The organism is Alicyclobacillus hesperidum (genome assembly GCF_900107035.1).
GTDB lineage: Bacteria > Bacillota > Bacilli > Alicyclobacillales > Alicyclobacillaceae > Alicyclobacillus > Alicyclobacillus hesperidum.
The window spans coordinates 88,861-115,692 of record NZ_FNOJ01000010.1; the positions used below are offsets into that span (position 1 = coordinate 88,861).

The window sequence follows — 26,832 nt, forward strand, 5'->3', positions numbered from 1 at the left end:
ACCGTGAGCGCCCGTTTACGGGGCGTCCGCAGTCGGCGATTTGTGCAATGGCAAGCGGATTTCTGCCGTCGTACCCTGCCCGGGGGCACTGCGATAGCGGATCGTTCCACCGTGCTGTTCAACAATTTTGAAGCTCACCATAAGGCCAAGGCCTGTCCCCTTGTCTTTCGTCGTGTAGAAGGGCTCGCCGAGTCGCGCCAGCTTCTCCTCAGGAATGCCTACCCCTTGATCCTGCACGGTCAAAAGCACGTCTTCGTCAGCAGTCAACGCTAAGTGCACGGATACGACGCCGCCATTTGGCATCGCCTCAATGGCATTTTTCACGAGGTTGATAAACACCTGCTTCAACTGGTTTTCCACGCACTCCATCATCAACTCTTCCATCGCCGTTTCAAACACAATCTCAACCTGATTAAGCAAGGCCTGAGTCTCTAACAGCATCACAACATCTCGAATCACGTCGACCAAGTTGGCTGGTTTGAAGTGTAACGCCTGTGGCTTGGACAGCACAAGCAACTCGTTAATAATCGTCTCGATCCGCTCTAATTCCTGATGCATGATTTCCAAATATGATTCGCTGTGCGAACCAGTGCGAATCAACTTCGTAAATCCCTTTAACGCCGTCAGCGGGTTGCGAATTTCATGCGCGATGCCCGCCGCCAACTCCCCGACAGCGGACAGCATTTCCGACTTGCGCAGAAGTTCTTCCGTTTCCTTGATTTCCGTAATATCCTCCGCAACCTTCAAGTAATGAATCGTGTCACCCTGATCGCTCAGAATGGGAACGAGCGACAACGACTCCCAATATGTCGTACCGTCCTTGCGCAAGGTTGGCAACTCGCCTGCCCATCGACTCTCGCCCGCCACCGAGTTCCAGATGGACGCATAACTTGTCTCACCACTGCCCCATACGTGCAGTGACGCGATATCCTTGCCAACTATCTCGTCGTGTGTAAAACCCGTGCACTCACAGAACTTGGGATTCACGTATTCGATCGCGCCGGATGGGTCGGTAATGACGACGATGCTCGGACTTTGCTCAATGGCATAGGACAACTTGCGCAGCTCTTCGTTCATCTTCTTCATGCTTGTGATATCGACGAATGTCAGCACTATGCCCTTAATCGGTTGCTCAGCCGTGCGATACGGCAAAATCCGGACACTGTACCAATACCCTGTCTTGCTCTCGATCTCGCGTTCAATCGGTAGGCTGGTAGCCAATACTTTTTCCGCATCCTGAATCATTTCATCGTACTTGAGATGGTGCGAGATATGCGAGATGGGGCGCCCAATGTCGACTTCAAGCAAATTGATCTCTTTTGTAATAGCTGGCGTAAACCGTCTGACCTTCATCTCTCGATCCAGGAACAACGTTCCTATTTGCGTGCTTGCGAGGAAGTTGTCCATGTCATTGTTCAATTCGGTCAACTGCTGAATGTTGAGTTGGTATTCCGCATTGATCGTCAGTAGCTCTTCGTTGACGGAATGTAATTCTTCGTTTGTACTCTGTAACTCTTCGTTGGCAGCAACGATTTCTTCATTGGTTGCCTGCAGTTCTTCATTCGATGTCTCTAACTCCTCGACCGTCACTTGCAACTTTTCTTGATACATCTGCAGTTCCCGTTCCAGTTCAATCACGTGCTGGTTGACGCTTGTCACCATATCGCCATAGGTAGACACCGAATGCGGCCTACGTTCCACCTCTTTGAAGAGAACCAAGACGTGATTGCGAAAGCGATCCACATTGCGGGAAAGTGGGCGAACCACCAAAGTGATGCGCACATCGTTGCCATCTTTGATATGTACGTCATCGTAAACGACTTCCAGGCTGCCCTTTCTGATTTTACTTATAGCCGTCACGATAGCCACGGAAATCGACGAATCGAACATCTTGTGAACGTTGTTACTGGGTCTACCATTGGCAAGAGCTAGATACTTGTTAACATTCCCGTGTAAAGACACGACGTCCTGTTTGTCGTCAATCACGACACAAGGAGGCATGTGCTCCTCAACAAAAATCCGGTACAATTCGTCCGTGTGCGATGACCCACCCGCCCGTGTTTGCTGCTTTACGGCTTCCGCGCGCGGCGCTAAATCGACGTGTGTCGACACCCCTTTGATACCCGTGGGCAAGGATGGCGCCTGCTGATACAATGCGAGTGCACCGCTCGCATCTGCGTGCTGAAAGATGTTCCATTTCGCATTCACGGGCACAAACAGTTTTGCCAACCGGCCAATGCTTTCACTGGGCCCCAGAAACAAAAACCCATGAGAATGCAGCGCGAAGTGAAACAGTGACAATATCCGATGCTGCACGTCCGATTGTAAATAGATCAACATGTTGCGACACGTAATCAAATCGGTATTCATGAACGGCGGATCTTTCGTGATGTTATGCGGCGCAAAGATAATCATTTTGCGAATCTCGGGCTTGACCTGGTAGCCTGCGTCGACGCGCGTAAAAAACGCTTGTAGTCGTGTCCGATTCACGACTTTTTCGATTTCGACGGGATACACGCCATTCCCCGCGAAGGAAATAGCATCCCTATCCAAATCGGTCGCAAAGATCTTCACGTTATACTTCGTCCCGGTTGCCGCCATATATTCTTGCATTAAGATGGCGATGGAATAGGCCTCTTCACCCGTCGAACAGCCGGCCACCCAGACACGCACTTCCCGCTCGCGTGACCGGTTTGCAAAGATGTGGGGCAACACTTGCTCATATATGATTTGAAACGCCTTCGGATCGCGAAAAAAACTCGTTACACCAATGAGCAGGTCTTTGTGCAAATCCTGCACCGACTCGGGGTGCGTCTGCAATAGCTCAAGGTACTGCTCAACGTCCGGGATATTCTCGATGCCCATCCTTCGTTTTAAACGCCTAATGACGCCATCGCGCTTGTACACCTGGTAGTCTATACCAGTATTTTGAAAAAGCAGATCCAGTATCCGCTGATATTTTTGTGAATCCACCTCATCGTCATAATCCTCGCCGGATACATGCTCATTCGATCGCGTGGTCCCGACCATCTGCTCACCGCGCCCGAGACTTTCTAGTTGAGCGGCCAACTGGTCTGGCGGCAGTACCGCATCGACGACGCCTGAGGCCAACGCACTGCGCGGCATACCGTCAAATTTCGCCGACTCGTTCTGAACAAAGACCTTGCCGCCGTTGCGCTTGATGGTGACAATCCCGCGCGAACCGTCGCTGCCAGTGCCGGAGAGCACCACACCCACTGCCCGCTCCCGAATATCCTGCCCAAGCGAATGAAAAAAGCCATCGATAGGAAGATGCAATTCTCCCTTGATTGCCGTGTGGTCGTGGACAACGAGACGTCCATTTTCAATAAAGAGATTTTTACGCGGTGGATTTAAATAGACAACGTTGGGTTCGATGGGCATATCGTGTTCGGCTTGAACAATGCGCATCGACGTGTGCGTGCCAAGCAACTCCGCCATAAAGCTTCGATAGTTAGGTGATAAGTGTTGAATTACGACGAATGCCATCCCTGTATCCGGTGCAAGATGTTCAAACAAAGCCGTGAGCGCTTCCAGCCCCCCGGCAGATGCACCAATCCCTACGATGTAGGACGGTCGCAGTTCGGATGAAGTCATGCGTCTCACCCCTTGTCTGCAAAACGGCATTGCGACCTCAATCTTTCCACGGCGACCGATAAAGCTTTCGCGAAAAACGTCCGCCTTTCCGCCGTCAACTCTGTCCTCTCAGAAACAGTTTCCACCATCTTGCACAGGTTGTCCATCAAATGCTCCACGGACATTCCATGCGCTTCTAATATCCCATTCAGCCAAATTGCATAATCCGTGAATATGTCCATGTTCTCAAGTTGAAACGCAGTCTCGAGATGGCGCACGTGATGAACGTTATCCTCGCGACACTTGATCCTACCCACTTCACCGTATCGCTCGTACCATTCGGGATGATCCCGATACAAATTTGCCACGACGTCATCTATCCACGCTGCACAAATTCGTTCAATCACTCCGCCACCACCTGATACTTGCGGACTGTCGGTCGCACGGATCTTAACTCGGCGTCCGGATAACGCTTCTCGAGTTCGTGCACGCGGCGAAAATCGTCGCTCCGCGCCCACGCCAAATACGAGTCTTTGTCTTGCCAGGTCAATTGCACGGTCAGCTCTTCCGGGCGACGTTCGTTCTGCAACAATTGAAATGAAAGAAAACCTGGCCACTTGTCGACGCTTCCGGTGCGGTGGCGATAGATAGCAATAACCTCGCTCACCTTCTCCAACGGCACGACAATGGTTGAATGCACGATATACATATTCACTCTCATTCCTCAGGCCTGACTGCATGAGCATCATTATGAAATATGAAACGTCTGTTGTCACCTTTTGTCTGGACGCCTATACCCGTTGTGCCACAAAAAAAGGCCCATGCCAACTCGCATGGGCCTGAAAGAGTGACCAAATGACGGAAATCAGCCATGAATATGGTCGATTTGCGCTTTGCTCAGCGCGCTGATACTGGGTGGTAACGGCAAAAAATTGACAGGCGTCATGTACTTCGCCTGCTGGCCGCCACTAGGGCTGATCGCCCACTGCAAGAAATCCTTTAGCATAGTCGCCGTATCGGTGTCCGGCTGCTTGCGGTTGACGATGACATACTCGAAATTAATGAGCGGATACGAATCGATTCCCGGCTCGTAGATGAGCGAGATCGCCTCGTTCTGCGGAACGTGTTGGGCTCCAACTTTTGCCGCTGCCTGAATCGTTGCAGGTGTCGGCAACACAAACTTGCCTGCACGATTTTGCATAGCCGCTTCACCCATGGTCGGGCTCGTTGCCAACGCCTGTTTCAGATAACTAATGCCCACATAGGAGAGGGAGTACGGCGTTTTGGCCAAGGCGTCGACGATACCGCTGTTGCCTTTCGCACCGATCTGCCCTTGCACCGCTGGCCATGACACACTCGTGCCATACCCCACGTTTGCCGCCCACCAATGATTTGTATCGCATAGCAAGGTTGTAAAGAGAAATGTGTCGCCACTGCCGTCTGAGCGACGCACGGTCACAATGGGCTTATTGGGCAGCGGAAGCCCCCGATTCAAAGCTGCAATACGCGCGTCATTCCACTTCGTAATTTTCCCTTCGTAAATCAAAGCAAGCACGTTGCCTGACAGTTTCAAGTGCTGAGATGGCTTCAAACCCGGCAAATTGTACATAATGGTTTGGGCAGAAATCGCCATTGGAATGTTCTCTACGCCCGGGGCAGAGGCGGCCTCTGAAGGAGCAAGGTATGCATCGGAAGCACCGATGTTCACCGTGCCCGCGATGGCGTCCGAAATGCCAGTACCGCTACCGGTTGCGGCAGCGCTTATCGATACGTTTGGCGCGACGGCCCTGTAGGCAGGAATCCACTCTTGTTGGAAAAGTGGATACATGAGAGATGACCCTGTCTCCGTCAACGATTGATTTGCGAACACAGGAGCCGCAGTGCCACTCAAAAGGATACCTGCCGTTACCATGCCAACAGTCCACATCTGTTTCGTCGTGCGCATTTGTATGACCCTCCTGAAATGTGTTTTGCAGTAACGCTTGACGTAGACAGAGTAGACAAAGTTGGTAAATATACCGTGACCGTTTTGTGAAGTTCCTGCATGGAAATTCTTTATTTTCTTCTTGATCCAGGTTTGGTTGCGCCAATTGCGAACAAAGACTGACATTGTCATCTGCACGCGATAAGTTGAATGTATTTGCGAGATTCATCTGCTACAATTTGCGAAGGCTTTGAAAGGTGGTGCGGTGATTGGCCGTATTTGTTTCCTATCTGAATGAAGCTTGTATTCTACTGAGCGCACTGTGCTTTGCTATCGGCTGGGTACAAATCCGAAAGCATCGAGTGCGGGTACATCGCCGCTGGATGCTGACCGGAGTCGTATTTGCCGCGTTGTTCTTCATCATCTACGCTCTAAAGACCTTCATCATTGGCGACAACGAGTTCGGCGGACCAAAGTCCCAGCGCGTTTTTTACTACACGTTTTTGCAGGCACACTCCATCCTCGCAACTGTCGCGGCGGTGCTTGGTATCGTGACGCTCGTCTTCGCTCTGCGCGGCCGGTTTTCAAGGCACCGCAAAATTGGCCCGTGGACCGTCGTCACTTGGTTCGTGACGGCGGCGACAGGGCTCGTCGTCTTCATCCTCCTGTATATACTATACACACCAGGACAGGCGGCGAGTTTGCTACACTCATATCTCGGACACTGATATCGCGAGCTTCGCGACGGTTCCAACATAGGGCCTGCCCTCACTTGGGGACAGGCCTTATTTGCGTTATGGTAGAAGGTACATATACAGGAGACATCTCCTGTTCACGTGGAGGTGCATCGCATGGGCGACCGTGTCGTCATTGTCACCGGTGGCGGCCAAGGTATTGGCCGTGGTCTCGTCGAAGCGTTCAGCAACGTAGGCGATCATGTCGTGATCGCCGAAATTGACGAAGAGGCCGGCCGTGAGGTGGAAATGGAATTAGCCAAGCGTCAATGCCCGGGTGACGCATGGTTTGTACAAACAAATGTCGCTGTGGAGGAATCCGTCTCTGCATTGGTGCAACATGTGACTCACCGCTACGGCCGGATCGACGTCGTCGTAAACAATGCGGGGCTTGGGGCCCCCAACGTCCCGGTGGAGGAACTGCCTGTCGCCGTCTGGGACGAAATTCTCGGCGTCAATCTGCGTGGGCCTTTTCTTATGGCGAAGCATACGGCTCCCTGGCTACGTCAGTCGCGGGGATGTATTGTCAACATTGCATCAACACGCGCGCTGATGTCAGAAGCAAACACGGAGCCATACTCGGCGTCAAAGGGAGGCATTCTCGCCCTGACGCACGCGCTTGCCGTCAGTCTCGGCCCCGATGTCCGTGTCAACGCCATCTCGCCAGGTTGGATTGAAGTTGGCGACTGGCAGAAGCAAAGTCGGCGCACACACCCGGTGCACCGTCCGGTTGATCGCGAGCAACATCCAGTTGGGCGCGTCGGCGTTCCTGACGATATCGCGCAAGCTTGCCTGTTTCTCGCATCTTCCGCATCGTCATTCATGACCGGGCAAAATCTCGTGATCGACGGCGGCATGACGATTAAGATGATTTATGAACCCGATGACGAGGTGAACGCATGACATCGTTTACTTACTCGATTGCCACCGATATTCAATTTGGCGAAGGCGTCAGCCAGCAGTTGGCGCATCACTTATTGCGCCTCGGCTTTGGGCGCCGTTTGTTGCTGGTGACCGATGAGGGCCTGATGGCGACGGGCATTCCGCAAACCATCGTCAAAAATCTACAAGCATCTGGTTTTCTGCCGCAACTTTTCACGGAAGTCAAAGCCAACCCGCGCGACGAAGATTGCTTGCGTGGCGCACAGGCCTTCCAGCGCTATCGCGCCGATGCGGTTGTCGCTGTAGGTGGCGGTAGTGCGATGGACACCGCAAAAGCCATCGCACTTCTCGGGCGCCAAGGCGGTGCCCCCTTGGATTACGCGGATGGACGCCGCAGCTATGGAGCGACAGCGCCCATCGCATGTGTGCCTACCACCGCGGGGACCGGCTCAGAAGTCACCCGCTCGGCAGTAATCACCGAAAGCAAAAGCCATCGCAAATTGACCTTAAAGCACGAACGTTTGCGCCCTGCACTTGCCGTGCTCGATCCGCTGCTCACCCGTTCCTTACCTCCAGCCGTCACGGCGGCCACTGGCGTTGACGCCCTGGTGCACGCGATTGAGGGTTACACGTGTACCTTGACGCAGCCTCTATCGCAGGCGTTCGGCGCATCCGCTATGCCGCGGATTTATCGAGCGTTACCAAAAGCGTACCACCATCCTGACGATCTCGCCGCCCGCAGCGACATGCTACTTGGCAGCTTGCTGGCCGGAATGTGCTTTGGCAGCAGCGACGTGGCGGCGGTGCACTGCCTCGCAGAAGCGCTCGGCAGTCTGTATGATACGCCACACGGCCTCGCTAACGCCGTTTTCCTGTTGCCCGTGCTCCGCTACAACGCAACCACATGCGGATGGCTCTACGCCGAGGTCGCGCGTCATATGCGTGTTGCCGATGCAAAACAGAGTGACGATGACGCGGTGGCGGCACTTCTGGACGCGCTTGCCGAATGGTTGCGAGATCTATCCATCCCAACTCTTTCGCAACTTCCCGAAGTTCGCCGTGCAGACGATGAGCGGTTGGTGAACCTTGCCCTCTTGAACGGCTCTACCTCGAGTAATCCACGCACACTCAGCGCGGATGACTACCGGTCAATTCTCGAAGAAGCGTATCGAATGTAAATCTAACCGGAAGGTGGACTTTATTGAAAACGCGCGAACTCGGAAAAAGTGGCATTCAGATTAGCGCCGTCGGCTTGGGCTGTATGTCCTTACCCCCTGATCCATCCGTCTCCCTGCCTATGTTGCGTCAGGCTTTTGAGGCGGGTATTACGTTTTTTGACACCGCGGATTTGTATGGTCAAGGCCGCAATGAAGAATTGGTCGGTCAAGCATTTGCCGGGATGCGCAGCGAGGTCGTGATCGCAACGAAAGTGGGAAATCGCTTTGAGCCAGGGAAACCTGGTTGGCAGTGGGACCCTTCGCCTGCATACATCGAGCAGGCGATCGCGGCCAGCTTGCGCCGCCTGCGCACCGACTATATCGATTTGTACCAACTGCACGGTGGCACAATGGATGATCCGTTTGACGAGATCGTCGATGTCCTTGAACGTCTTAAGGAAAAAGGTTGGATTCGGGCGTACGGCATATCTTCCATCCGGCCGAATGTCATTCAACGTTACCTGCAGGGCGCAAACATTGACTCCATCATGATGCAGTACAGCCTTCTGGATAGGCGGCCAGAGGAATGGTTTGCTGAAATCCGGTCATACGACGTCAGCGTCATCGCACGTGGACCGGTTGCCAGGGGATGGTTGACAGGACGTAAAGAGGTGAACGATGACGACACATACCTCGAGTGGTCTGCGGCGGATTTGACGCGTGCGATTGCCCTGTTGCAAAAGGCTGCGCCGGAGCGAACACCCGGGCAAGCCGCCTTAGCCTTTTCTTTACATCCGGAAGTCGTCGCATGCGCAATTCCTGGCGCGAGTTCGCCAGATCAGTTGTCCGAAAATGTGGAGGCTGGTAAGCTGTCCGGGTTGACTGATGATGCACTTCGTGAATTGAAACAGGCCTTCCCCGCCGCACAATACAAAGAACACCGGCCGTTTTGAGCCGGTGTTCCGTTAGCGGTCAAATTGGTTCGGACTTTGCGACTTCGGGCTTTCAGGTCGACGACGAATCGACCGTCACCCCGCCTGCATCCGTGATGTCGATGTTCGCGGCCAAAGTCGGCGTAGCGAGTGTCTTCACCAACGCCGATTGCCCGCTTTGATTGCTGTAGCGATACACGGCAGTTACCAACCCGTCACGGTTGATGTCGCCATAGTAAAGCGTGTTTCCCACAACATCGACGAGCGCCGCATTTAATTTGACGAGATGCGCGACGTCCTGGCTATCGAAGTATAAAACGTTGAAAGACCCGCCCATATAGTCCTCGAAGTACAGATTGTCCCCAGTGGCCGTCAGCGCGATATTCTTGATGAATCGCCCGCCAATCGGCACTTGTGTCACGTGGCTCATCGTGCCGATATGATACAGTGCGCTGGTCGAACTGGTGTTGATCAAGATGTAAATATCGTTGGTCAACGTACTAAATGTAATCTTGGCAAACGCCGCGTCTGGTTCGAGGCCCTGGAAACGCGTGACGATGGTTTGCATGCCAGACGGAACGTCGACGGTCTTGAGCTCGAGATCACCCGGCATGACCTGTTCCCCAACAAATACGCGTTCATCTTGAATCCACTCGACGTACTCCACTGAATATGGATTGTTGGCCTCGCACACGTCCTGCTTTGTCTGCAAGTCCATCACATGCAGGACATTGTTGTTACCCAGGTATGCGACGTACTGATCGTCCGCCGAGGGCGTAACAAATTTGTATTTCTGTTTAAGCGTCGCGATCTCCCGAGCAATCGACCGTTGCATGGACGGCGACGACGAGATGCGATCAGGTGTCGACAAATTGTTGCTGCTGAACAATTTATTGTAGTGATAAAAGACAAGCACTTGAACAACCGTGATCACCAACGCGATCAAAAGCATTCTCCGGCCCATCTTTTTAGCCATGGCTGCCACCGCCTTCCGGCATCACGACAATGGAAGTCGCGACGCTCCGCTCGCCGAGGATGTCCACAGGTCGGTTCAGAACCTTCCCCTGGTAAACCATGGTCGACGAGGACCCACCATCGAGATTGGCCGCGATGTCCGCATGATACTTCAACATCAAGTCGGCGATGTCTTGGTAGCTCGCGCCTGCATCGTTCGGTCCAGTTGCATAGCGGCCGTCCGTCACAATTAAAATGACGGTGCCATCTTTGGTTTGGCCAATGGCAGTTCGCGGGTTCCTGTCATATTGACCAGCAACCGGCGTTTCCTTTCCGTTTTCAACTAAAACGGGACCAAAGCCGACGCATTGTGCGATACCGAGACTCTGCAACTGACGCAACGAGTACGTTCCGGCGATCATCTGGCCCTCTTTCGTAAACGCGATCACGGGCTGTGGTTCACTTGCCGATCCGGTCATCGAAACGAGCTTACCGTCGGTAATGGTAATGCCCTCTGGGTACGCACCTGTTCCTTGCCAGTTGGTATCGACAAATCCGCCCGCATTAATCCCGGCTACCGCTCCTGTGTCACTCACCATTTCTTGCACCGTCTCGCCGCGAACATGGAGGTATTTCGTCGCGACGACGCGGATCCGCTTTGGGTCATTGACGAGCAGGATAAAAGCCTTGAACGTCGGTTCTTGCAGAGTAATCTCCTTGATTGTGCCGTCCTTGATTTTGCTGAAGTCGCGGTGTTGTAAATCGGCAATGGGAATTGTCGGACCGCTTAAGTTATTCGGAAGCGCATACTTTTTAATGGTGGCTTCCGAGACAGTAAACAAGGACAGTGGTCGCAATAGATAGGCATGCCGAGTCTCATCAATACTTTGAATTAAGTAGTTGCGCAAGTTGGAAAACGGCCCAACGAAGATCCACAATACCGTAGACACATACGCAAAGACGGAGGTGAAGGCGATATATATCAATACGCGTAGCCCACGCCGCTTTTGCGGCGGCTGCTCCTGCTTCCGCTTCTCCCGGCGAGTACGGTGTTGATTTGGATTGTCCATAGTTGTTCTCACACCTACTTGTTCAAGGGTTGTCCGGTCATCGCGTACATTTCGTGTTCGACACGAATATTCACACACAAACATGAAGGGGCGTCGACATATTTCCCCTCTATACATTGTAATCGCAAATCCGTGGGACACAACTCATAGACGAACGTCTTAGACCTATTGTTCACAAATTGTCATGAGTGTCCGGCATGATACGCGTTTCCGGATGGGTTACACTCATCCTATATGATGCAGGAAGGGTAGACATGTGGATGGATCGGACGAGTTATGCAGAACAGCTTCTTCCAAAGGACCCTAATCTGACGCAGGTATTACACGTACTGGATGCGCACGGCCTGCCACAGATGTCCGTGCGCCCAATGCTCGGGCAATTGCTCACCGTCTTGAGCAAAGGCTGTCAACGGGCGCTTGAAATCGGAACGTATGCCGGTTACAGCGGAATTTGTATTGCACGTGGCCTCACGCCTGAAGGACGACTTGTGACTATCGAGCAACGCGCGAACCATGCCGAGCTCGCGGCTCGCAACTTCCGGGATGCTGGATTGGCAGAGGTGGTGGAAATTCGTGTGGGGGATGCGTTAGAGCAATTGGAATCGTTAATGAAGGAAAGCGGAGAACCGTTTGATCTTGTCTTTATCGACGCGGACAAACCGCGCTACGGCAAGTATCTCGAGACTGTGCTGCCATTGTGCCGGGTAGGTGCATGGATTGTGTGTGACAATGTGTTGGCACGTGATCGAGTACTTGATCCAAATGATCAGAACCCAACACCGGCAGCCATGCGGAGATTTAATCAGGGCTTGTTTCACCATCCCCGACTGACGTCCGCACTTCTGCCGATATATGACGGGATTGCACTTGCCCGTGTAGGGCCCACTTCCGGCTGACCGCCTTCCTGTTGAGACACGAGTTGACTAGCGCCGTTCGCGCTTCGCCAACTCCCATCCCACCCTCCAGGGTTGCGCCTTTGCGATCAATGCGGCTCGCGCACGACGGAGGCGAACGACTTTTCGACGCCAGTAGAGAAGAATTGACAACACCACAAGGATGCCTGCCGCGATACCAGCGTTGCGCGGCCAGACGACGGGTTGTGGCACAGGTTGATACGGCTTCTCCAGAACCAAGGGTACTTCGCCAATTTGCTGGCCTGACGACGAAAGCAACCGTAGTTCCCCGATTCGCCCACTCGCGGCCATGGGCGTCTGCGGTGCCTCATACACTGGTTTGCTTGCCACTTGCATGGGTGCCTCGAGAGGAACAGTGCCAAGAACGGGCAGAGCCGTGACAACCGGATCAGCACCGGCTTTCCCCATGACAGAACCTACAACCTTGTCAGCGGGCAAAACCGTCTGGGTTTCATAATGCGCAAAAGCGTAATTCAAAAGCGCCGTAGCGTCCGCACGAATTTGCGTATCTGTCGGACAATCCATCAGCACGGCAAGAAATGTGGTGGTCCCGCGGCGAGCTGCAACGACCAACGTCTCGTGCGCCACGCTGGTAAATCCCGTTTTTACACCAATAGCCCCTGGATATGTGAAAAGCATTCGATTGAGGTTGACGAGCCGGGCGTGCCAGGCCTCGCCCTGCCAATTGTCGTATTTGGTATCGACAATTTTACGGAACTCCGGTTCCTGCATCGCGGCCCGGGTGATGACGGCCATGTCATAAGCGGTCGTCGTATGGTCCGGATTGGGCAAGCCGTTTGGATTGACGAAATGTGTATGATCTGCGCCAAGCGCCTTGGCTTCGGCGTTCATCATTTGCGCAAAACGTGCGACCGAGCCGCCGTAGTGTTCGGCAATTTCCACCGCCACATCGTTTGCAGAATCAAGCATCATGGCGGTGAGCAGCGGCCCAAGTTCCTCCTGCTCCCCAACTTCAAGATACAGCTTGTCCGGAGGTTGATTGACGGCATTCTGACTCGCCGTCAAAACGTCAGTGAGATGGCCTAACTTGAGTGCCAGCAACGCCGTCATGATCTTTGTAATACTTGCGGGGTAATGAAGTGCAAGCGGATTTTTACCATACACCACCGTGCCAGTATCCATGTCCATGACGACTGCACTTTGCGAGACAATCGAAGGCCATTTTGCATTGTCAACGCCATCTATGTATGGGACACTACCCGGACGTTGATTGAGGACAACCTGGTCAGGTATGAGCGAATGCGTGTGCACCGGCTCATTTTGAGTGGCGGCGTGAGCCCAACTGGGAATACACAAGCTTGTCAAAACAGGAATCAGACATCCGATCACGGCGACACGCGCGGCGCGACGATTTGCTGGCATTGCGGCCAGACACCTCCATATCTTCGTGCATGACGCCGACGCGCTGTCGACGCAGGTCGATTTAGCCTATTCTTCTATCATAGAATGTCGAACCCTCGGTTGACTAGAGGAGAAACACTCCATCATGCGATTTCTGATAAGGGGCGATCCCTCTCCCCACGCAAAAAGAGCCATCCGATGCGCGATTCGCACCGAACGGCCCTTTTTGCGTTTACCCTTTAATGTGCCGGGCTTCGCTCTCCTACTGGATATGCTTCTCCTTTGTGAACAGGCACAAACGGAGGGAGGCTTTGGATAGCAACGTAACAAAGTGATACGAATAGCCCTGTGACAATCGACACATGCAACATAAACGCTTGGATGCTCACGTGTGAGAGCACAAGATAAACGCCACTAAACGCCTGCAAGACCACAAAAATCATGGCGAACCAAGCACCGCGATATAAATCGGGCCGGTCGCGCCTCGTCCGATATGTGCGCGCGACAAGCGCGACCATCCAGATGACCAAGATCATCGCAATGGAGCGGTGCGTCCAATCAAGCAGACGAGCATGGTGGAAATTATCGATCCCCGACTCATCGGGAAATGGGAACCCACGGAACGCGTCTCCCGCACCACTGCTGGAAATATACGCACCGACGTACATCGCCAAATAGATGAGCGGTAAACCGAGCCACGCGAACCACTGAAAGCCACGCGATGGCGCCGCATCGCGCAGCGGTTTGCGCTCACCACTGGCAAGGTACGTACCATACACCCGCTCAGCACGACGGACGTAAATGGTCAACAAGACGGTGCTTGCAAACGCGAGCAAGGAGACGCCGAAGTGTGTCGCAATAACCGATGCAGGCTCATTGTAGACGACGGCAAGCCCTCCTAAGACCGCTTCGAGGAGGACGAAAAAGATGCTTAAGCCGACAAATAGCGAAATTTCCCGCCACCGACGATACCGCATGATGGAGCTGACCGCCGCCACCAACAGCAATATGGTGAGAATCGGGACACCGACACGGTGCGAAAACTCAATGAATGTCTGAAGCGATTGAATGACGGGAATCCAGCGGCCATTGCACTCAAACCACTGGTGCCCGCAGCCAAATGCCGATCCCGTGTACGCATCCAGGAATCCGATCGAGTTCACGACGAAGTTCTGAACGGACGCAAGAATGCAAACGACGAAGACGAACACGCCAAAACCGCGGCTTTTCACCATCTCCTCACCTCCCCTCAGCTTAGAAGCGCAAACCCTTCACCTACGAAACGATGGAACGGAATGACATAATCCAAATGGATCCGCCGACGACAGTAAACGCGATAAATAACGCGAAGTAGATGGTGGGCACCTGCCAGGCGCGATCGTCACTTTCTGTAAAGTGCATAAACATATACAACTGAACCAGCAATTGACCGAAACCCAACACGACGATAATGGTAATGACGACCGCCGGCGGCTGATGCGTCGCTAAAGCGAGCCAGAAGGCGATGGCGGTCAAAACGAGTGACAAAAGCAACCCGATAACGTGCTTCCAAGGAAAACCGGTCTCTTGGTGAAACTTGTGTTCTTTGGTTTCCACGCTTATACCACCTTCCCAGTCAAATATACGACGGTGAAGATGAAAATCCAGACAGCGTCGAGGAAGTGCCAATAAATACTGACGATAAACGCTTTGCGCGCCGTGATCGGCGTAATGCCGTAGCGGATCAATTGAATGATGACGCTAAGCATCCACAACGTACCCATTGTCACGTGACATCCGTGTGTACCGACCAACGTGAAGAACGCGGACAAGAAGCCGCTACGTTGCATGGTTGCACCGATTGAGACGTTGTGCACAAACTCGTCAATTTCAAAGCCTAAGAACACGAGGCCAAGGGCAACCGTAATGAAAAGCCAAGTGACCATCGCGTTGCGATTGCCGCGGCGCATCTCATAGGTAGCAAGGCCGCAGGTAAAGGAAGAGAACAACAGCGCAATCGTTTCAATGGTAAAGCCCGTAACGTCAAATAGTTGCTGCGACGTGGGACCGCCGGCAACACGGCCGTGCATGACCACATAGGTCGCGAACAGACACGAGAACAAAACCAAGTCGGAACCGAGGAAGACCCAGAATCCCGCAATACGCAGACTGTTTTCTTCCTCGTGATACTCGACCGGGATGGACGGATCCACGGGGTGGTGATCCCCGTGGACGGCCGTATGTGCATTCGACATCTTCACAACCTCCCTGCCGCAGCCTCGGTCTTCTCAATTTCTTCGACCGGGATGTAGTGGTGGTCATGGTATTCAAAGGAGCGCTGGGCCATGGTGACCAAGACGCCGAGCAAACCAATGATCGCGAGAATCCACCACTGGAAAATGAATCCAGCGCCAGCAATGAAGAAGAAAAGGCTCATGATAATCGGACGCCCAGAGTTGTTTGGCATATGAATAGGCCGGAACGGAACGCCCTTGGGTCCATTGATGGACTCGCCAGTCTTCTTCATCAACCACCAAGCGTCGCGACCCTTGATGGTCGGAATGATGGCGAAGTTGTACTCCGGCGCCGGCGACGTCGTCGCCCACTCAAGCGAGCGGCCATCCCATGGATCGCCAGTCGTATCGCGCTGACCGAAACGCGCACTCCAAAGCACGTTCCACACGAAGATGAGGAAACCAACGCCCATGAGTACTGCACCGACGGTCGAAATCAAGTTGATGATGCCCCAGCCATAGCCTGCGGGATACGTGTACATGCGGCGTTGCATGCCCATGAACCCGAGGAAGAACTGTGGGAAGAAACAAATGTTGAAGCCAATCATGAACGTCCAGAAATGCCAACGTCCAAGCTTCTCATCCAGTAACACGCCAAACATCTTTGGCCACCAGTAATAGATGGCAGCGAATACACCGAATACCGTACCGCCGATAAGCACATAGTGGAAGTGCGCAATCAGGAAGTACGAGTTGTGATACTGGTAGTCCGCTGGCGGCACGGCGAGCATGACACCCGTCAAACCACCGATCAAGAAGTTTGGAATAAACCCTACGGCCCATAGCATCGCCGAAGTAAATTCGACGCGGCCTTTATGCATTGTAAAGAGCCAGTTGAAAATCTTAACACCTGTCGGGATGGCAATGGCCATAGTCGAAACGCCGAAGAACGAGTTAACACCAGGCCCTGCACCCATCGTGAAGAAGTGGTGCACCCAAACGATAAAGCTCAAGATGGCGATTGCGATCATGGAAACGACCATCGCTGAATAGCCAAACAGACGCTTATGCGAGAACGTGCTGACCACTTCCGAGAAAATACCAAACGCCGGCAAAATGACGATGTACACCTCTGGGTGGCCCCAGATCCAGAATAGGTTAATGTACTGCATCGGCATGCCGCCGCCTGTTACTGTAAAGAAGTGTGACCCGAAGTCGCGGTCAATCAGCAACAGTGCGAGGGCGACTGTCAACACCGGGAAGGCGAAGACAATGATAATAGACGTAATGAACACCGACCATGTAAACATCGGCAGGCGCATCATGGTCATGCCAGGTGCGCGCATGCGCAGGATGGTGAGCAAGAAGTTCACACCTGTCGCAATGGTACCGATACCCGTAATCTGCAGGGCAACGAGGAAGTAGTTTTCACCCGGTCCTGGATCAAAGGCGTTTTCCACATACGGTGGATAGCTGGTCCAGCCGCCGTCTGGCGAACCACCGACGACAAACGATAGGTTGAACAACAGCGCCGCAGCAAAGAACAGCCAGAATGAAATGGCGTTCAAATACGGGAACGCAACGTCGCGACACCCAATTTGCAATGGCACCGCCACATTGAAGAAACCGATAATCGCCGGCATCGCCATGAACAGAATCATGATGGTGCCGTGCGTGGTGAAGATTTGGTCATAGTGATCTGCATTCAGAAAATGCAGGTTCGGCCATGAAAGCTGTGCGCGCATCAACAGACCGTCGGTACCGCCGCGGAAGAGCATCAACACAGCGGCAACCAAATACATAATCCCGATTTTTTTATGGTCCACCGTCGTCAACCAATTGTCCCAAAGCCACTTCCACAATTTGAAGTAGGTAAGGGCGACAATAATACCGATTGTGGCACATCCAATCAAAAAGTCGGACAGCCAAATCAGCGGACCTTCATCGAGCATGAAAAAATGTACGGCCCAATTTGCAAAACCGTTCACGCTCGCATCCTCCCTTAGTGCTTGATCCGAATCTAACAGACCGACTTCATTACTGTGGCTCCGTCGACGAGAACGTCAACGGCTTGTTCAACAGACCAGGTTTTTGGATCTGGTCTTGTGCCTGTTGCGTCAACTTAGGTGCCGTACGTTGTGTCGTCTGCACCCATTTGGCGAAGTCCGCAGGCGACTGCGCGTTTACATTAAACGTCATGTGAGCGAAACCACGGCCTGAATACTGGCCACTGCGACCTTGATAGGTCCCTGGGTGGTCCGCCTCCAACCACAATTTGAGGTTCATCCCAGGCATGGCGTATTCCATACCACCAAGTGCCGGTACCCAGAACGCATTGATAGGGCCACTTGCCGTCAATTCGAAATTGACCGGAACACCAGCAGGAATATTGACGTAGTTGACCGTTTCAATGTTTTGCCCCGGATACTTAAACACCCATTTCCACTGTTCCGAGATGACATCAATGGTCAGCGACTTGCCTACAGCAGCCGTCGTTGCAGCTTCAACCTTTGGCGGCTTGACGAGCTTGTACGTGACAGCCACCGTCGGAATGGCAAGGGCAATGACGATGATAATGGGGATGACTGTCCAAATGGTCTCCCATTTCGTGTTGCCTTCGATTTCAGGTGGAACGTAGTCTTTGTTTTCAGGGCGAGCGCGGTATTTTGTGATCACGTAGAAGTAGATCACAAACACGCCCAGGACGACAAGCAACATCACAATGAAGGAGTAGAGAATCAGGTAGTACTCACTTCTTGCAACCGGCCCCTGCGGACTGAGCACGGGCATGTACTTCGGGTCGTCACAGCCTGCCATAGCGAGCATGGATAGCCCAACAATGAAAAACAGGCTGCGAACTCGACGCCCAGATGGCTTCATCGTCGCTTACGTCTCCTTTCTGTCTCTGAGATATGTAGAACGGTGCCCCCTGCAAGCAGACGCCGATCGACAACGAAACCAAGAATTAAGCCTGGGTACTACGCGTAATCGTTGTCTGCTTGGCCTCAGCGGCTTGGTCCAGCGTGCCACATTCGATAATACCAAAGTCCCGACAGATTTCGCGCCCTTGCCCACGCACACAATATGACGATTTTGAAAAAGGTTCATTGGTCACCCGGTCAACGGCCTGCCAACAGTGTCAGTTGAGCATCGTCATGAAACCCATGGTTCGTTGCACGCCAATTAGCATGGTCCACTTCGGCACTAGTATTGCTTGTAGGCAGGCAATTTAAACCATGTTACAATCAATTCGACCAGTGTGAATCACGTAATTCTATATCATCAATTCCTTTCATAAGGCGGGTTTGCAGATGGCGTCCAAATCGTTGGCCCATTCTATCGTGTCGTTCGCAGATGTCGTCGCACTCTTGTCCCCCAAGTATCAAGTCCCTGACATCGTGTTAGAAACGTCTACGTGCCTCTTCATCCTTGAGTCTCCCCATATTCAGGAACTCAAGTTTGGGGCACCAGTCGCGGGCGCTTCCGGAGCAACGATGAGCAAGCATATTTTCGGACCCGAATACTCCCGTATACCACTTGGTCGCATGGTCAAGAAGAACGCCGAGGCCCATGCAGGTCGTCCGCGGCTTAGCCGAATCGGTCTTATCAACGTCTGCAACATCCCGCTGCAGGCACAGGCGTACGATCCGGACACACGACGGCAGTTTTCCGACTGGCTCGCGGACATGAACGTCGTACGCACACAAAACCAGCGGCTGTCATTCCCTAATCCGCGCCAACAAGACATCCAAAACTGGTTGATCGACACCCTGCGCACGAAGCTGCAAACCTACGCGGGACGGGCCATCACATGGATTCCATGCGGTCGCTTTGCCCAGAAATTCCTTCGCTTAACGGGCCTGTCCGATCCCGCATGGCATATCATCGAAGACGTGCCTCATCCGTCCTATAACAGTTGGGACCGGACCGCCTACCAAGCGCAAGTGGCTGCTGTAATCAGCGCGATCGAACAGGCAGCCGCTCTGCTCACGTAAGGTTAAAGCGGACGGGCCGTACGTAGCACGTTCGCCATCGCCGTCGCCAGTGGATAGCCCACTTCATCGTACCGTTTGCAGGCGGCCTCTACATCGTACGGGATGCGGCGCAGATGGATTTGCGTATCGAAACGGCTGTTGTCGACAATGGCATAAGAGGCTTGTGCGATGCCGTCAAATGGCATGCCGACACTGCCGATGTTAACGATGGTTCTGTCGCCTATTCGACGAACATACGGAATGTGAATATGGCCATAGAAAAACAGTTTGTGCGGATAGCTCCCAATGATAGACTGCTCGATCACGCTGTCCGAGACCCCTTCCGGGACGATGGCAAACGTATCGTCAGGCGTTGCATGAAACGCAAGCCATGTGGAATCGAGGTCGGGGTCCAGGCTTTCGCACGTTGTGGGCAAATCGTTGAGTTGCCGCACATCCTCGGTCGTAAGCTGATGCAAGGCAAACGCCCGCTCCCCGTTCATTACATCCAACCGTTCAGGGGGTACCTCCCCCTCTCGCACACCGCGCACTATCCACTCGTCCGCGTTACCACGGACTACAACGTCCGCAACATCCATCACTTTGTCCAGACAAGCTTTCGGTGCATATCCACGAAAGCAGATGTCCCCGAGCATATAGACCTTGTCGCACCCCATCTCACGGATGTCATGTAAAACAGCATCCAGTGCCAGTTCGTTGCCATGCACGTCTGAAAAAAACGCAACTCGCACGAAAATTACCCCTTTATTCCAATTTGGATACACTTTCTATTGTACCGCCCAGGAGGGTCAAATCTGCAAAGCTCTTCGCTGTGCTATATTTCTAGTATCGAAATACAAAGCCTAGGGGTGTTCTACGTGGCCGTGACCGCAACGCAACAGAAATCGGAGAACTACGGCTGGATGGTACTCTCCGTGACAAGTCTGGGCGTACTGTTAACCATGTTAAATGTAGGTTCGCTGAATGTGGCTCTGCCTGTCATTGTGAAACATTTTCATGCAACTGCGACAACGGCAAATTGGATTTTACTTTCGTACATGTTGTTTAACACCGTCTTTATTCTGATCTTCGGTCGTATTGCGGACCTCTTCGGTAGGCGTAAGCTCTACATCATTGGCTTGTCTCTATTTACCATAGTGAGTTTGTTGATTGGCCTATCACCCAACATTTGGGTAATCTTGATACTTCGGGCCATTCAGGCTGCAGGGGGTGCCATTGTCATTACCAACACGACGCCACTCATTACAGATGCGTTTCCCGAGGGTTCCTTGGCGAAAGGACTGGGTATCAATGTGCTTGTTGCATCTGTCGCTCAATTGCTCGGGCCCGTCATCGGTGGCTTCTTTGCGGCAACGCTTGGTTGGCAGTGGGTCTTTTGGTTCAATGTTCCAATTGGCATTCCCGGTGTGATCTGGGCCGCCATCACTCTCCGTTCACTGCCCACCTCGGGAACAGGGGAACATCTCGATTGGTGGGGCAATGTGTTGCTGTTTGTGGCCTTAAGTGGACTGATTTTCGGACTCTCGGAAGGGGCAACGCTTGGTTGGTCGAGTACACCTGTACTCGTGAGTTTTGCGGCGTTTATTTTGTTGACCCCAATTTTCCTCGCGTACGAGTGGAACCATTCATCTCCCGTTATGCAGTTGCGGCTGTTCGGACAACGCAGGTATGCGGCCGCGTACGCTGCAACCTTTATGAATGCCTTCGCCCGCTCGGCCGTCGTACTGTTATTTGGGCTGTTCGAGCAGACAGTACACCAACGAAATCCATTTCTTGCAGGTATCGCCGTGTTGCCGGTAACCATCGGCATGATCCTTCTCTCGCCGGTGGCGGGTTGGCTCGCTGGCCGTTTTGACGCGCGCTTGCTCTCCAGTGTTGGGTTAGGCATATCAGGCGTTGGTGTGCTGTTGCTGATACCTTATTCTGCAGCTACAAGTCCATATCTCTGGCAGGGAGTGGGCATGTTTTTCGTTGGCGCCGGGAGTGCACTGTTCATGACACCCAACACATCATCCATCATGTCAACGGTCGATCCGGCGTATCGGGGAAGTGCCAATGGGCTGCGGTCCATGCTGCAAAACATGGGGCAGGTCATGAGTACAGCCTTGTCACTCACGCTTGTCGCAGCTAAATTGCCTCCAACACTGCAAAGTGCCATTTACCAGGGAAACGGAGCAGACCTACCTGTACATGATCTTCCGTTACTTACAGGTGGGTTTCGCATGTCTTTGGGAGCCTTGCTGCTCGCGACTTTGCTTGGTGTCATCGCATCGCTGGTACGCGGTCCAAGGCCAGCGCAGACGCCTTAACCCGAGCATCACAACCAGCCCATGCTCTCTGCTCGACGAACGGCATCTTGCCGCGATGTACAGTTCATTTTGGAAATGGCCTCAGACAAATAGTTGCGCACAGTTCCTTCAGATAAAGATAAGTCACGTGCGAGTTCCTTCGTCGTCAAGCCATTCTTGACGCCCCGCAGCACGTCGCGCTCGCGCATGGACAATGGGTTTTCGGAAGCAATGGCGGCCATCATCAATGCGGGGTGGAAAATTCGCTCTCCGCGCATGACGGCGCGGATAGCTGCCGCCAGTTGCTCCACCTCCCCGTCCTTTAACAAATAACCATGTGCACCAGCCTGAATCGCGCGCTGCATATAGCCAGGGCGAGCGAATGTCGTGAGCAAAATGACCTTGCAATCAGGCACAGACTGCAATATTTCCTCGGCGGCATCCAACCCACCCTGATGAGGCATTTCTACATCCAGTAAGGCAATGTCCGGTTGTGCACGTTTCGCCTCGCGAACGGCCGCGAGACCGTCGGATGCACGTGCGATCACGGTCATATCGTCTTCAAAGTCGAGCAATGTGGCCAGGGCATCACAAACCAACATTTGATCCTCGGCGAGCAAAATACGAATCACAACATCGCCTTCCTTTCGTGTGGCGTCCGTTCTGAAGTTGGGGCGCTGACAACGACGCAGCACCCGATCTGAAATCCCGGCCACGTCGACGGAAATGGATGAATGGGTCCACCGGTATGGCTGAAGACATGACACGTACCCGCAAGTCTTTCCACTCTTGCCTTGATGCCTGCGATCCCGTTGCAACCCGTGCCGTCTGGTCGCAAATCCCTATACTGAACGAGTCCGCGGCCATCGTCCGCGATCGCCATCCAGACAACTCCGCCAGTTTGCCGCAAGAAAATGGCACATCGTGAAGCCTGGCTATGGCGCACGACGTTGGTCACCGCTTCTCGCAAGCACATCGCAAACGTCTGCCATACCTCTGCGTCAGCCTTGATGCCATGAACACCTTCCATCGTAACCACGATGCCTGCCGCGTCCAAAAGCGTGCGCGCGCTTTGCCACTCTTCGAAGAAATCAGGCTGGCGCATGTTCGCTACGTAATCTCGCACTTTGCCCAGTGACTCGCGTGCGGATCGTTCAATCAGTTCGATTTCCATAAGAACCCGATCCGCATCTCCCGTTTTGCGAAGCACTCGTGCCGCAACCTGCGCCTTAAGCGAAATGAGAGACAATTGATGCCCCATGACGTCGTGCAAATCGCGGCTAATTCTGGCTCGTTCCGCTTGTTTCGAAAGCCTCGCAATTTCCTCGTGTGCGACGGCCAACTGCTCGTTCATCGCACGCACTTGATGATGCCAACGGAGCATAAAGATCATCGTCGACGTGATAAACACAAGACCCGCAAGGGCATAGGCGAAATGAGCGGGAAGAGGTTGGCCCAGCGACATGTCGAGCGCAATGAGCACGATTGTACCCGTCAGGCAAGCAACGTAGAGTAATAGACTTTTCCGCAACGGAAACGTGGCTAGCCCAGCAACCGGATAATAAGCGAGATATATAAAATTGAGACTAAAAGTCGCCATCATGGTCCATAGCAGTGCAACCATGATAAAGCAGCCAAGAAGGCGGACTCGCGGCCTTTCCTCGGCCCGGAACGTGCAGGCATAAGCGATGCCAAAGATGAGCATCATAAACAGACCAAGGCCAACCCTGCGAATAGGCAAACCAATGAGGTACGAGGCCGGATACAGGAGTTGTGCGAGAAAAAAAAGCAGCATGCGGTTGTTGCCGTTCCTCCAAACGCGAGTAATTCCCCCGCCCGCAAGTTGCAATGTTATTCGGCCTTGTCGCAACAGGATATTCTCCTTTCCCTGACCCATCGCCCTTGGTCAAATCTTCTATGCCACCCGCACGTCACTGCGGCGATTGGCAAGATACACAGCCAACCCCGTAAAGACAACAAGGTATAGAAATAACACCCAAACGTCCGTGATCGAAACACCTTTGTTCCCCATCACACTCCACGCGATATGCGCAAGGTGATACGTCGGCATGAAATTGGCGATATGCCGCATGACAGGTGGCATCGTAGAAACTGGCATCCAGAGTCCACCGGTTATAGACATGAGGAAGTATAGAATGGATGCCACAATTTGTGACGCATCACTGCCTGCCAAGTGGCCAACGAGAATGCCAAGCGCAATAAAGACCAGACCGCCTAGAATCGTCGTGATCGCCACCAATATCCATGCAGCAAGACTCATGGTCACATGCTCAAATGCGGCTCCGGCCACAAACAGAATGGCGACTTCCAAGATATTGAGCAGGAGATTGGCCGCGATCTTCGTCGTGATGTAGTTACTGGCGCGTTGTGGGGTCGTTTGCATCAACTTGACCCAACCTTGTGTTCGTTCGTAGGCAACGCGTGACGACAGTCCATTTAGCCCTGTGCCGACGACGCCAAAGGTCGCCATGGAGACCATATAATATTTGGGCCACGCCACCCCATCGATCACGATAGACTTGCCAATCAGATGCACATAGAGAAAGTAAAAACCTACCGGCAACAAGATACTGACGAAGAAAAATCGTCGATTGCGCAAATTGCGCAAAACCTCAAACTTACACTGAAGCAGCCATGCCTTCACCGCCCCCGCCTCCTATCAGTTATTGTTTCATCTTCCCCGCCATCCTTGGCCGTCAAGGATACAAACGCATCCTCAAGCTGTCCTTGCGACACCTCGAACCCAGATACATCCAAATCAGCGCGAATCACTGCGCGCAATACCTCGTCTGGCGAGTCGGTTGTAATGCGCACGTGCCGCCCGCTCCAGCGCACCTCGTTCACGTTGGGCAAGGCTGCGATGGTGTCTTCGCTCACGGAACCGCCTGCCCAAAAGCTTACATACCGATTGCCCGCTTGACGTTTGAGTGCGTCGACAGACCCGTCGGCAATCACGCGTCCCTTTTGCATGACCAAAACTCGATCCGCTATCGTTTCTGCCTCATCCAAGTGGTGAGTCGTAAGAATGATCGTTCGATCCCGTTCCTTCGCGAAGTTGCGAAGATAATCCCAAAATCCCCGCCGCGATGCAATGTCCATACCAGTTGTCGGCTCATCGAGGAATAGAATGCGTGGATTGCCTGCCATGGCCATTGCGAACTGTAGTCGTCGCTGTTGGCCACCACTCAATTTTACGGCTTCCTTGCGAGCGAGATCGCGCAAATCCGCCATGTCTAGAAGGGTGTCTTTAGCAATTGGTTCGTCATAAAAGCTACGAAACCAGTCAATAAGTTCGCCAACACGCACTTTCTGCGGTAAGCCAACCTGCTGCAACATGACTCCGTAATGTCGGCGCGCAACTCGACGCATCGGGTCCTCTCCGAATGCCCGCACCTGCCCCGAGGTGGGTTTTGTCAAGCCCAGCATCATCGAAATCGCCGTCGTTTTGCCAGCGCCGTTTGGCCCCAGCAAGGCGACAATGGAACCGGCTTCGATCTCGCACGATACATCATTCACCGCATAAATGTCGTGGTATCGCTTGATCACGTGTTCAAACGAAATGGCTGTTGCCACGCATCCATCTCCTCCACTCTAGTGAACCAAAGTTAGCTCTATTGTACAGATTGTGCGACTGCCGTCTGCAGTGGAGTTTGTCATTCATTTGCAATGACATTTGTCATATCGTGACGGTGACTTGGTGGAAGATGTATAATGCTAAACACTTAGAGATGAATAAGGGAGGCAGATGGTTGTGCATATCCGCAGGCAACATGAAGACGTACGGCCCCACTTTGACGAAGAGGACAATGACGAGGCACTACTGGAAATGGCGGAGGATCTGCCTGGATTTAAGCAGGATGAGCAGGCCTGTGGCGAGCAACATCCGTAGAAACAAGAAAGTCAAACACTAAACCACCTCGATTCGGCCAAGCGCGGCCAGCCGAGACAGGATAGTTGGGCGACTATGTTATATTCACCACTTCCCAAGAGGAGATCCCGGGTCAATCCCTTCTTAATTGGCCCATCGATGTTTCTGTTTGACACTCCACACGGCTAAAGCCGTGGGATTCTTGGAAGCACTCCCGCAACCAAGAGTTCTGCCTTATGGCTCCAAGCTACCCCCGTGTGTCCCACGGTTGAGCGTTTTACGCAGATGTGTTCAGCAGTCGCAGACCTTCGCAAAGAATGTTTTTGGCTGCGTTCACGTCGCGATCGTGGTGTTTCCCGCAGCTTTCGCACGTCCAGTCGCGTACAGACATATTTTTTGTCTCAGAGTTTCGATATCCGCAATTGGAGCAAAGTTGGCTGGACGCAAATTTCAGCGCCACAATCACCACTTGCCTTCCATACCATTTCGCCTTGTACTCCAGTTGCCGACGAAACTCAGACAAACTGGCATCTGAAATACTTTTCGCTAAGCGGTGGTTCTTCTGCATGTTTTGAACACGCAAGTCCTCCAAACAGTTTACTTGGTTTTCGCGAACCAATTTGGTGGACAGCTTGGTATTAAGTCAATATAGTGGACACTCCAGAACGGAGAAATTCCAAGTTTTAATATCCTGATATGATTACTTTTGTCCCGCTCAGCTTGCCTTGGCTCTCGATACTTGGAAATATATTCTTTCGCATTCAACCGGCGTTAGATAACCGATGGATGAGTGAACCCGCTCCCGGTTGTACCACACCTCGATGTACTCGAAAATTCGTTGTATGGCCTGCTCTCTCGTTTTGAACTTTTCCAGGTAGACGAGTTCTCGCTTGATGATGCTGTGAAAGGACTCGATGCACGCAT

26 protein-coding genes and 1 pseudogene are annotated in these 26,832 nt (G+C 53.0%); 8 read left to right on the forward strand and 19 right to left on the reverse strand.

Annotated elements, in window-relative coordinates; translation table 11 throughout:
* Nucleotides 1–15 precede the first annotated feature (15 nt).
* From BLU70_RS09020 to pstS, 4 genes are all read right to left on the reverse strand, one after another.
* Nucleotides 16–3,615 carry a chemotaxis protein CheB gene (locus BLU70_RS09020; RefSeq protein ID WP_074693268.1) on the reverse strand — a complete coding sequence of 1,200 codons (3,600 nt, stop codon included), beginning with the start codon at nt 3,613–3,615 and terminating at the stop codon, nt 16–18.
* 5 nt (nt 3,616–3,620) lie between these two features.
* Entirely contained in the window at nt 3,621–4,001 is a 381-nt protein-coding gene (locus tag BLU70_RS09025) for a hypothetical protein (RefSeq protein WP_083341229.1), read from the reverse strand.
* Nucleotides 3,998–4,303: an antibiotic biosynthesis monooxygenase family protein gene (locus tag BLU70_RS09030; protein ID WP_074693269.1), complete on the reverse strand. Its 306-nt coding sequence runs from the start codon at nt 4,301–4,303 to the stop codon at nt 3,998–4,000. The genes BLU70_RS09025 and BLU70_RS09030 overlap by 4 nt, the downstream gene beginning before the upstream one ends.
* A 156-nt stretch (nt 4,304–4,459) precedes the next feature.
* A complete protein-coding gene (gene pstS / locus BLU70_RS09035; protein ID WP_074693270.1) occupies nt 4,460–5,539 on the reverse strand; it encodes a phosphate ABC transporter substrate-binding protein PstS in 1,080 nt (359 codons plus the stop codon).
* Between the two features lie 248 nt (nt 5,540–5,787).
* Between pstS and BLU70_RS09040 the strand changes: the two genes are divergently transcribed.
* From BLU70_RS09040 to BLU70_RS09055, 4 genes are all read left to right on the forward strand, one after another.
* Nucleotides 5,788–6,246, forward strand: coding sequence for a DUF420 domain-containing protein (locus BLU70_RS09040; RefSeq protein ID WP_074693271.1), 459 nt, complete (start codon nt 5,788–5,790; stop codon nt 6,244–6,246).
* A 123-nt stretch (nt 6,247–6,369) separates the two neighbouring features.
* Complete coding sequence (locus tag BLU70_RS09045; RefSeq protein ID WP_074693272.1) at nt 6,370–7,155, forward strand: glucose 1-dehydrogenase; 786 nt, start codon at nt 6,370–6,372, stop codon at nt 7,153–7,155.
* A complete protein-coding gene (locus BLU70_RS09050; protein ID WP_006445390.1) occupies nt 7,152–8,312 on the forward strand; it encodes an iron-containing alcohol dehydrogenase in 1,161 nt (386 codons plus the stop codon). The genes BLU70_RS09045 and BLU70_RS09050 overlap by 4 nt, the downstream gene beginning before the upstream one ends.
* Nucleotides 8,313–8,335: 23 nt before the next feature.
* Nucleotides 8,336–9,244: an aldo/keto reductase gene (locus BLU70_RS09055; protein ID WP_006445389.1), complete on the forward strand. Its 909-nt coding sequence runs from the start codon at nt 8,336–8,338 to the stop codon at nt 9,242–9,244.
* Nucleotides 9,245–9,296: 52 nt separating this feature from the next.
* On the opposite strand, the gene BLU70_RS09060 is transcribed toward BLU70_RS09055, so the two are convergent.
* Nucleotides 9,297–10,199 (reverse strand): hypothetical protein, encoded by a 903-nt coding sequence (locus BLU70_RS09060; RefSeq protein WP_040288166.1) that lies wholly within the window; start codon nt 10,197–10,199, stop codon nt 9,297–9,299.
* The gene (locus tag BLU70_RS09065) at nt 10,192–11,247 is read right to left on the reverse strand and encodes a phosphodiester glycosidase family protein (protein ID WP_074693273.1); all 1,056 of its coding nucleotides are present in this window, start codon (nt 11,245–11,247) and stop codon (nt 10,192–10,194) included. Before BLU70_RS09065 ends, BLU70_RS09060 begins: the two co-directional genes overlap by 8 nt.
* 254 nt (nt 11,248–11,501) lie before the next feature.
* On the opposite strand from BLU70_RS09065, the gene BLU70_RS09070 reads away from it, so the two are divergent.
* Nucleotides 11,502–12,143, forward strand: a complete 642-nt coding sequence (locus BLU70_RS09070; protein ID WP_143027506.1) for an O-methyltransferase — start codon at nt 11,502–11,504, stop codon at nt 12,141–12,143.
* A gap of 27 nt (nt 12,144–12,170) precedes the next feature.
* Here the strand turns inward: BLU70_RS09070 and BLU70_RS09075 are convergent, their stop codons facing one another.
* The 6 genes from BLU70_RS09075 to coxB form a co-directional block, all read right to left on the reverse strand.
* The gene (locus BLU70_RS09075; RefSeq protein WP_006445385.1) at nt 12,171–13,544 is read right to left on the reverse strand and encodes a D-alanyl-D-alanine carboxypeptidase family protein; all 1,374 of its coding nucleotides are present in this window, start codon (nt 13,542–13,544) and stop codon (nt 12,171–12,173) included.
* Between the two features lie 218 nt (nt 13,545–13,762).
* Nucleotides 13,763–14,758, reverse strand: a complete 996-nt coding sequence (locus BLU70_RS09080; RefSeq protein ID WP_006445384.1) for a COX15/CtaA family protein — start codon at nt 14,756–14,758, stop codon at nt 13,763–13,765.
* Nucleotides 14,759–14,798: 40 nt separating this feature from the next.
* Entirely contained in the window at nt 14,799–15,119 is a 321-nt protein-coding gene (qoxD, locus tag BLU70_RS09085) for a cytochrome aa3 quinol oxidase subunit IV (RefSeq protein ID WP_006445383.1), read from the reverse strand.
* A gap of 2 nt (nt 15,120–15,121) precedes the next feature.
* Nucleotides 15,122–15,757, reverse strand: a complete 636-nt coding sequence (gene qoxC / locus BLU70_RS09090) for a cytochrome aa3 quinol oxidase subunit III (protein ID WP_052012144.1) — start codon at nt 15,755–15,757, stop codon at nt 15,122–15,124.
* 2 nt (nt 15,758–15,759) lie between these two features.
* Nucleotides 15,760–17,688 (reverse strand): cytochrome aa3 quinol oxidase subunit I, encoded by a 1,929-nt coding sequence (qoxB, locus tag BLU70_RS09095; protein WP_074693287.1) that lies wholly within the window; start codon nt 17,686–17,688, stop codon nt 15,760–15,762.
* Between the two features lie 85 nt (nt 17,689–17,773).
* Nucleotides 17,774–18,616, reverse strand: a complete 843-nt coding sequence (gene coxB / locus BLU70_RS09100) for a cytochrome c oxidase subunit II (RefSeq protein ID WP_074693274.1) — start codon at nt 18,614–18,616, stop codon at nt 17,774–17,776.
* A gap of 431 nt (nt 18,617–19,047) precedes the next feature.
* Here coxB and BLU70_RS09105 point away from each other — a divergent pair, with 431 nt between their 5' ends.
* On the forward strand, nt 19,048–19,731 hold the full coding sequence (locus tag BLU70_RS09105) for a hypothetical protein (protein ID WP_040288161.1): 684 nt from the start codon (nt 19,048–19,050) through the stop codon (nt 19,729–19,731).
* 2 nt (nt 19,732–19,733) lie between these two features.
* Here BLU70_RS09105 and BLU70_RS09110 read toward each other — a convergent pair whose 3' ends face one another.
* Nucleotides 19,734–20,462: a metallophosphoesterase family protein gene (locus tag BLU70_RS09110; RefSeq protein ID WP_006445378.1), complete on the reverse strand. Its 729-nt coding sequence runs from the start codon at nt 20,460–20,462 to the stop codon at nt 19,734–19,736.
* Nucleotides 20,463–20,588: 126 nt separating this feature from the next.
* On the opposite strand from BLU70_RS09110, the gene BLU70_RS09115 reads away from it, so the two are divergent.
* Nucleotides 20,589–22,040 (forward strand): MFS transporter, encoded by a 1,452-nt coding sequence (locus BLU70_RS09115; RefSeq protein ID WP_244885165.1) that lies wholly within the window; start codon nt 20,589–20,591, stop codon nt 22,038–22,040.
* Nucleotides 22,041–22,048: 8 nt separating this feature from the next.
* Here BLU70_RS09115 and BLU70_RS09120 read toward each other — a convergent pair whose 3' ends face one another.
* The 4 genes from BLU70_RS09120 to BLU70_RS09135 are packed head-to-tail and all read right to left on the reverse strand — an operon-like array spanning nt 22,049 to nt 25,613.
* Nucleotides 22,049–22,651, reverse strand: a complete 603-nt coding sequence (locus BLU70_RS09120) for a response regulator transcription factor (RefSeq protein WP_074693276.1) — start codon at nt 22,649–22,651, stop codon at nt 22,049–22,051.
* Nucleotides 22,648–23,889 carry a sensor histidine kinase gene (locus BLU70_RS09125; RefSeq protein ID WP_176780873.1) on the reverse strand — a complete coding sequence of 414 codons (1,242 nt, stop codon included), beginning with the start codon at nt 23,887–23,889 and terminating at the stop codon, nt 22,648–22,650. The genes BLU70_RS09120 and BLU70_RS09125 overlap by 4 nt, the downstream gene beginning before the upstream one ends.
* A gap of 45 nt (nt 23,890–23,934) precedes the next feature.
* Nucleotides 23,935–24,684, reverse strand: a complete 750-nt coding sequence (locus BLU70_RS09130; protein WP_040288156.1) for an ABC transporter permease — start codon at nt 24,682–24,684, stop codon at nt 23,935–23,937.
* Nucleotides 24,681–25,613, reverse strand: a complete 933-nt coding sequence (locus BLU70_RS09135) for an ABC transporter ATP-binding protein (protein WP_074693277.1) — start codon at nt 25,611–25,613, stop codon at nt 24,681–24,683. The genes BLU70_RS09130 and BLU70_RS09135 overlap by 4 nt, the downstream gene beginning before the upstream one ends.
* A 178-nt stretch (nt 25,614–25,791) precedes the next feature.
* On the opposite strand from BLU70_RS09135, the gene BLU70_RS14610 reads away from it, so the two are divergent.
* The gene (locus BLU70_RS14610) at nt 25,792–25,929 is read left to right on the forward strand and encodes a hypothetical protein (protein ID WP_176780869.1); all 138 of its coding nucleotides are present in this window, start codon (nt 25,792–25,794) and stop codon (nt 25,927–25,929) included.
* 256 nt (nt 25,930–26,185) lie between these two features.
* Here BLU70_RS14610 and BLU70_RS09140 read toward each other — a convergent pair.
* Nucleotides 26,186–26,542, reverse strand: a pseudogene (locus BLU70_RS09140) (RNA-guided endonuclease TnpB family protein); the annotation flags it as partial.
* Nucleotides 26,543–26,623: 81 nt separating this feature from the next.
* The coding region (locus BLU70_RS09145) for an IS3 family transposase (RefSeq protein WP_143027508.1) at nt 26,624–26,832 on the reverse strand (209 nt) is incomplete at its 5' end.

Coding starts and splice junctions, on each gene's coding strand:
- BLU70_RS09030 (WP_074693269.1), bottom strand. CDS start 4,303: ATGTATATCGTGCATTCAACCATTGTCGTGCCGTTGGAGAAGGTGAGC.
- BLU70_RS09045 (WP_074693272.1), top strand. CDS start 6,370: ATGGGCGACCGTGTCGTCATTGTCACCGGTGGCGGCCAAGGTATTGGC.
- qoxB (WP_074693287.1), bottom strand. CDS start 17,688: ATGCTCGATGAAGGTCCGCTGATTTGGCTGTCCGACTTTTTGATTGGA.
- BLU70_RS09020 (WP_074693268.1), bottom strand. CDS start 3,615: ATGACTTCATCCGAACTGCGACCGTCCTACATCGTAGGGATTGGTGCA.
- qoxC (WP_052012144.1), bottom strand. CDS start 15,757: ATGTCGAATGCACATACGGCCGTCCACGGGGATCACCACCCCGTGGAT.
- BLU70_RS09070 (WP_143027506.1), top strand. CDS start 11,502: ATGTGGATGGATCGGACGAGTTATGCAGAACAGCTTCTTCCAAAGGAC.
- BLU70_RS09080 (WP_006445384.1), bottom strand. CDS start 14,758: ATGGTGAAAAGCCGCGGTTTTGGCGTGTTCGTCTTCGTCGTTTGCATT.
- BLU70_RS09065 (WP_074693273.1), bottom strand. CDS start 11,247: ATGGACAATCCAAATCAACACCGTACTCGCCGGGAGAAGCGGAAGCAG.
- BLU70_RS09050 (WP_006445390.1), top strand. CDS start 7,152: ATGACATCGTTTACTTACTCGATTGCCACCGATATTCAATTTGGCGAA.
- pstS (WP_074693270.1), bottom strand. CDS start 5,539: ATGCGCACGACGAAACAGATGTGGACTGTTGGCATGGTAACGGCAGGT.
- BLU70_RS09105 (WP_040288161.1), top strand. CDS start 19,048: ATGGCGTCCAAATCGTTGGCCCATTCTATCGTGTCGTTCGCAGATGTC.
- coxB (WP_074693274.1), bottom strand. CDS start 18,616: ATGAAGCCATCTGGGCGTCGAGTTCGCAGCCTGTTTTTCATTGTTGGG.
- BLU70_RS09060 (WP_040288166.1), bottom strand. CDS start 10,199: ATGGCTAAAAAGATGGGCCGGAGAATGCTTTTGATCGCGTTGGTGATC.
- BLU70_RS09075 (WP_006445385.1), bottom strand. CDS start 13,544: ATGCCAGCAAATCGTCGCGCCGCGCGTGTCGCCGTGATCGGATGTCTG.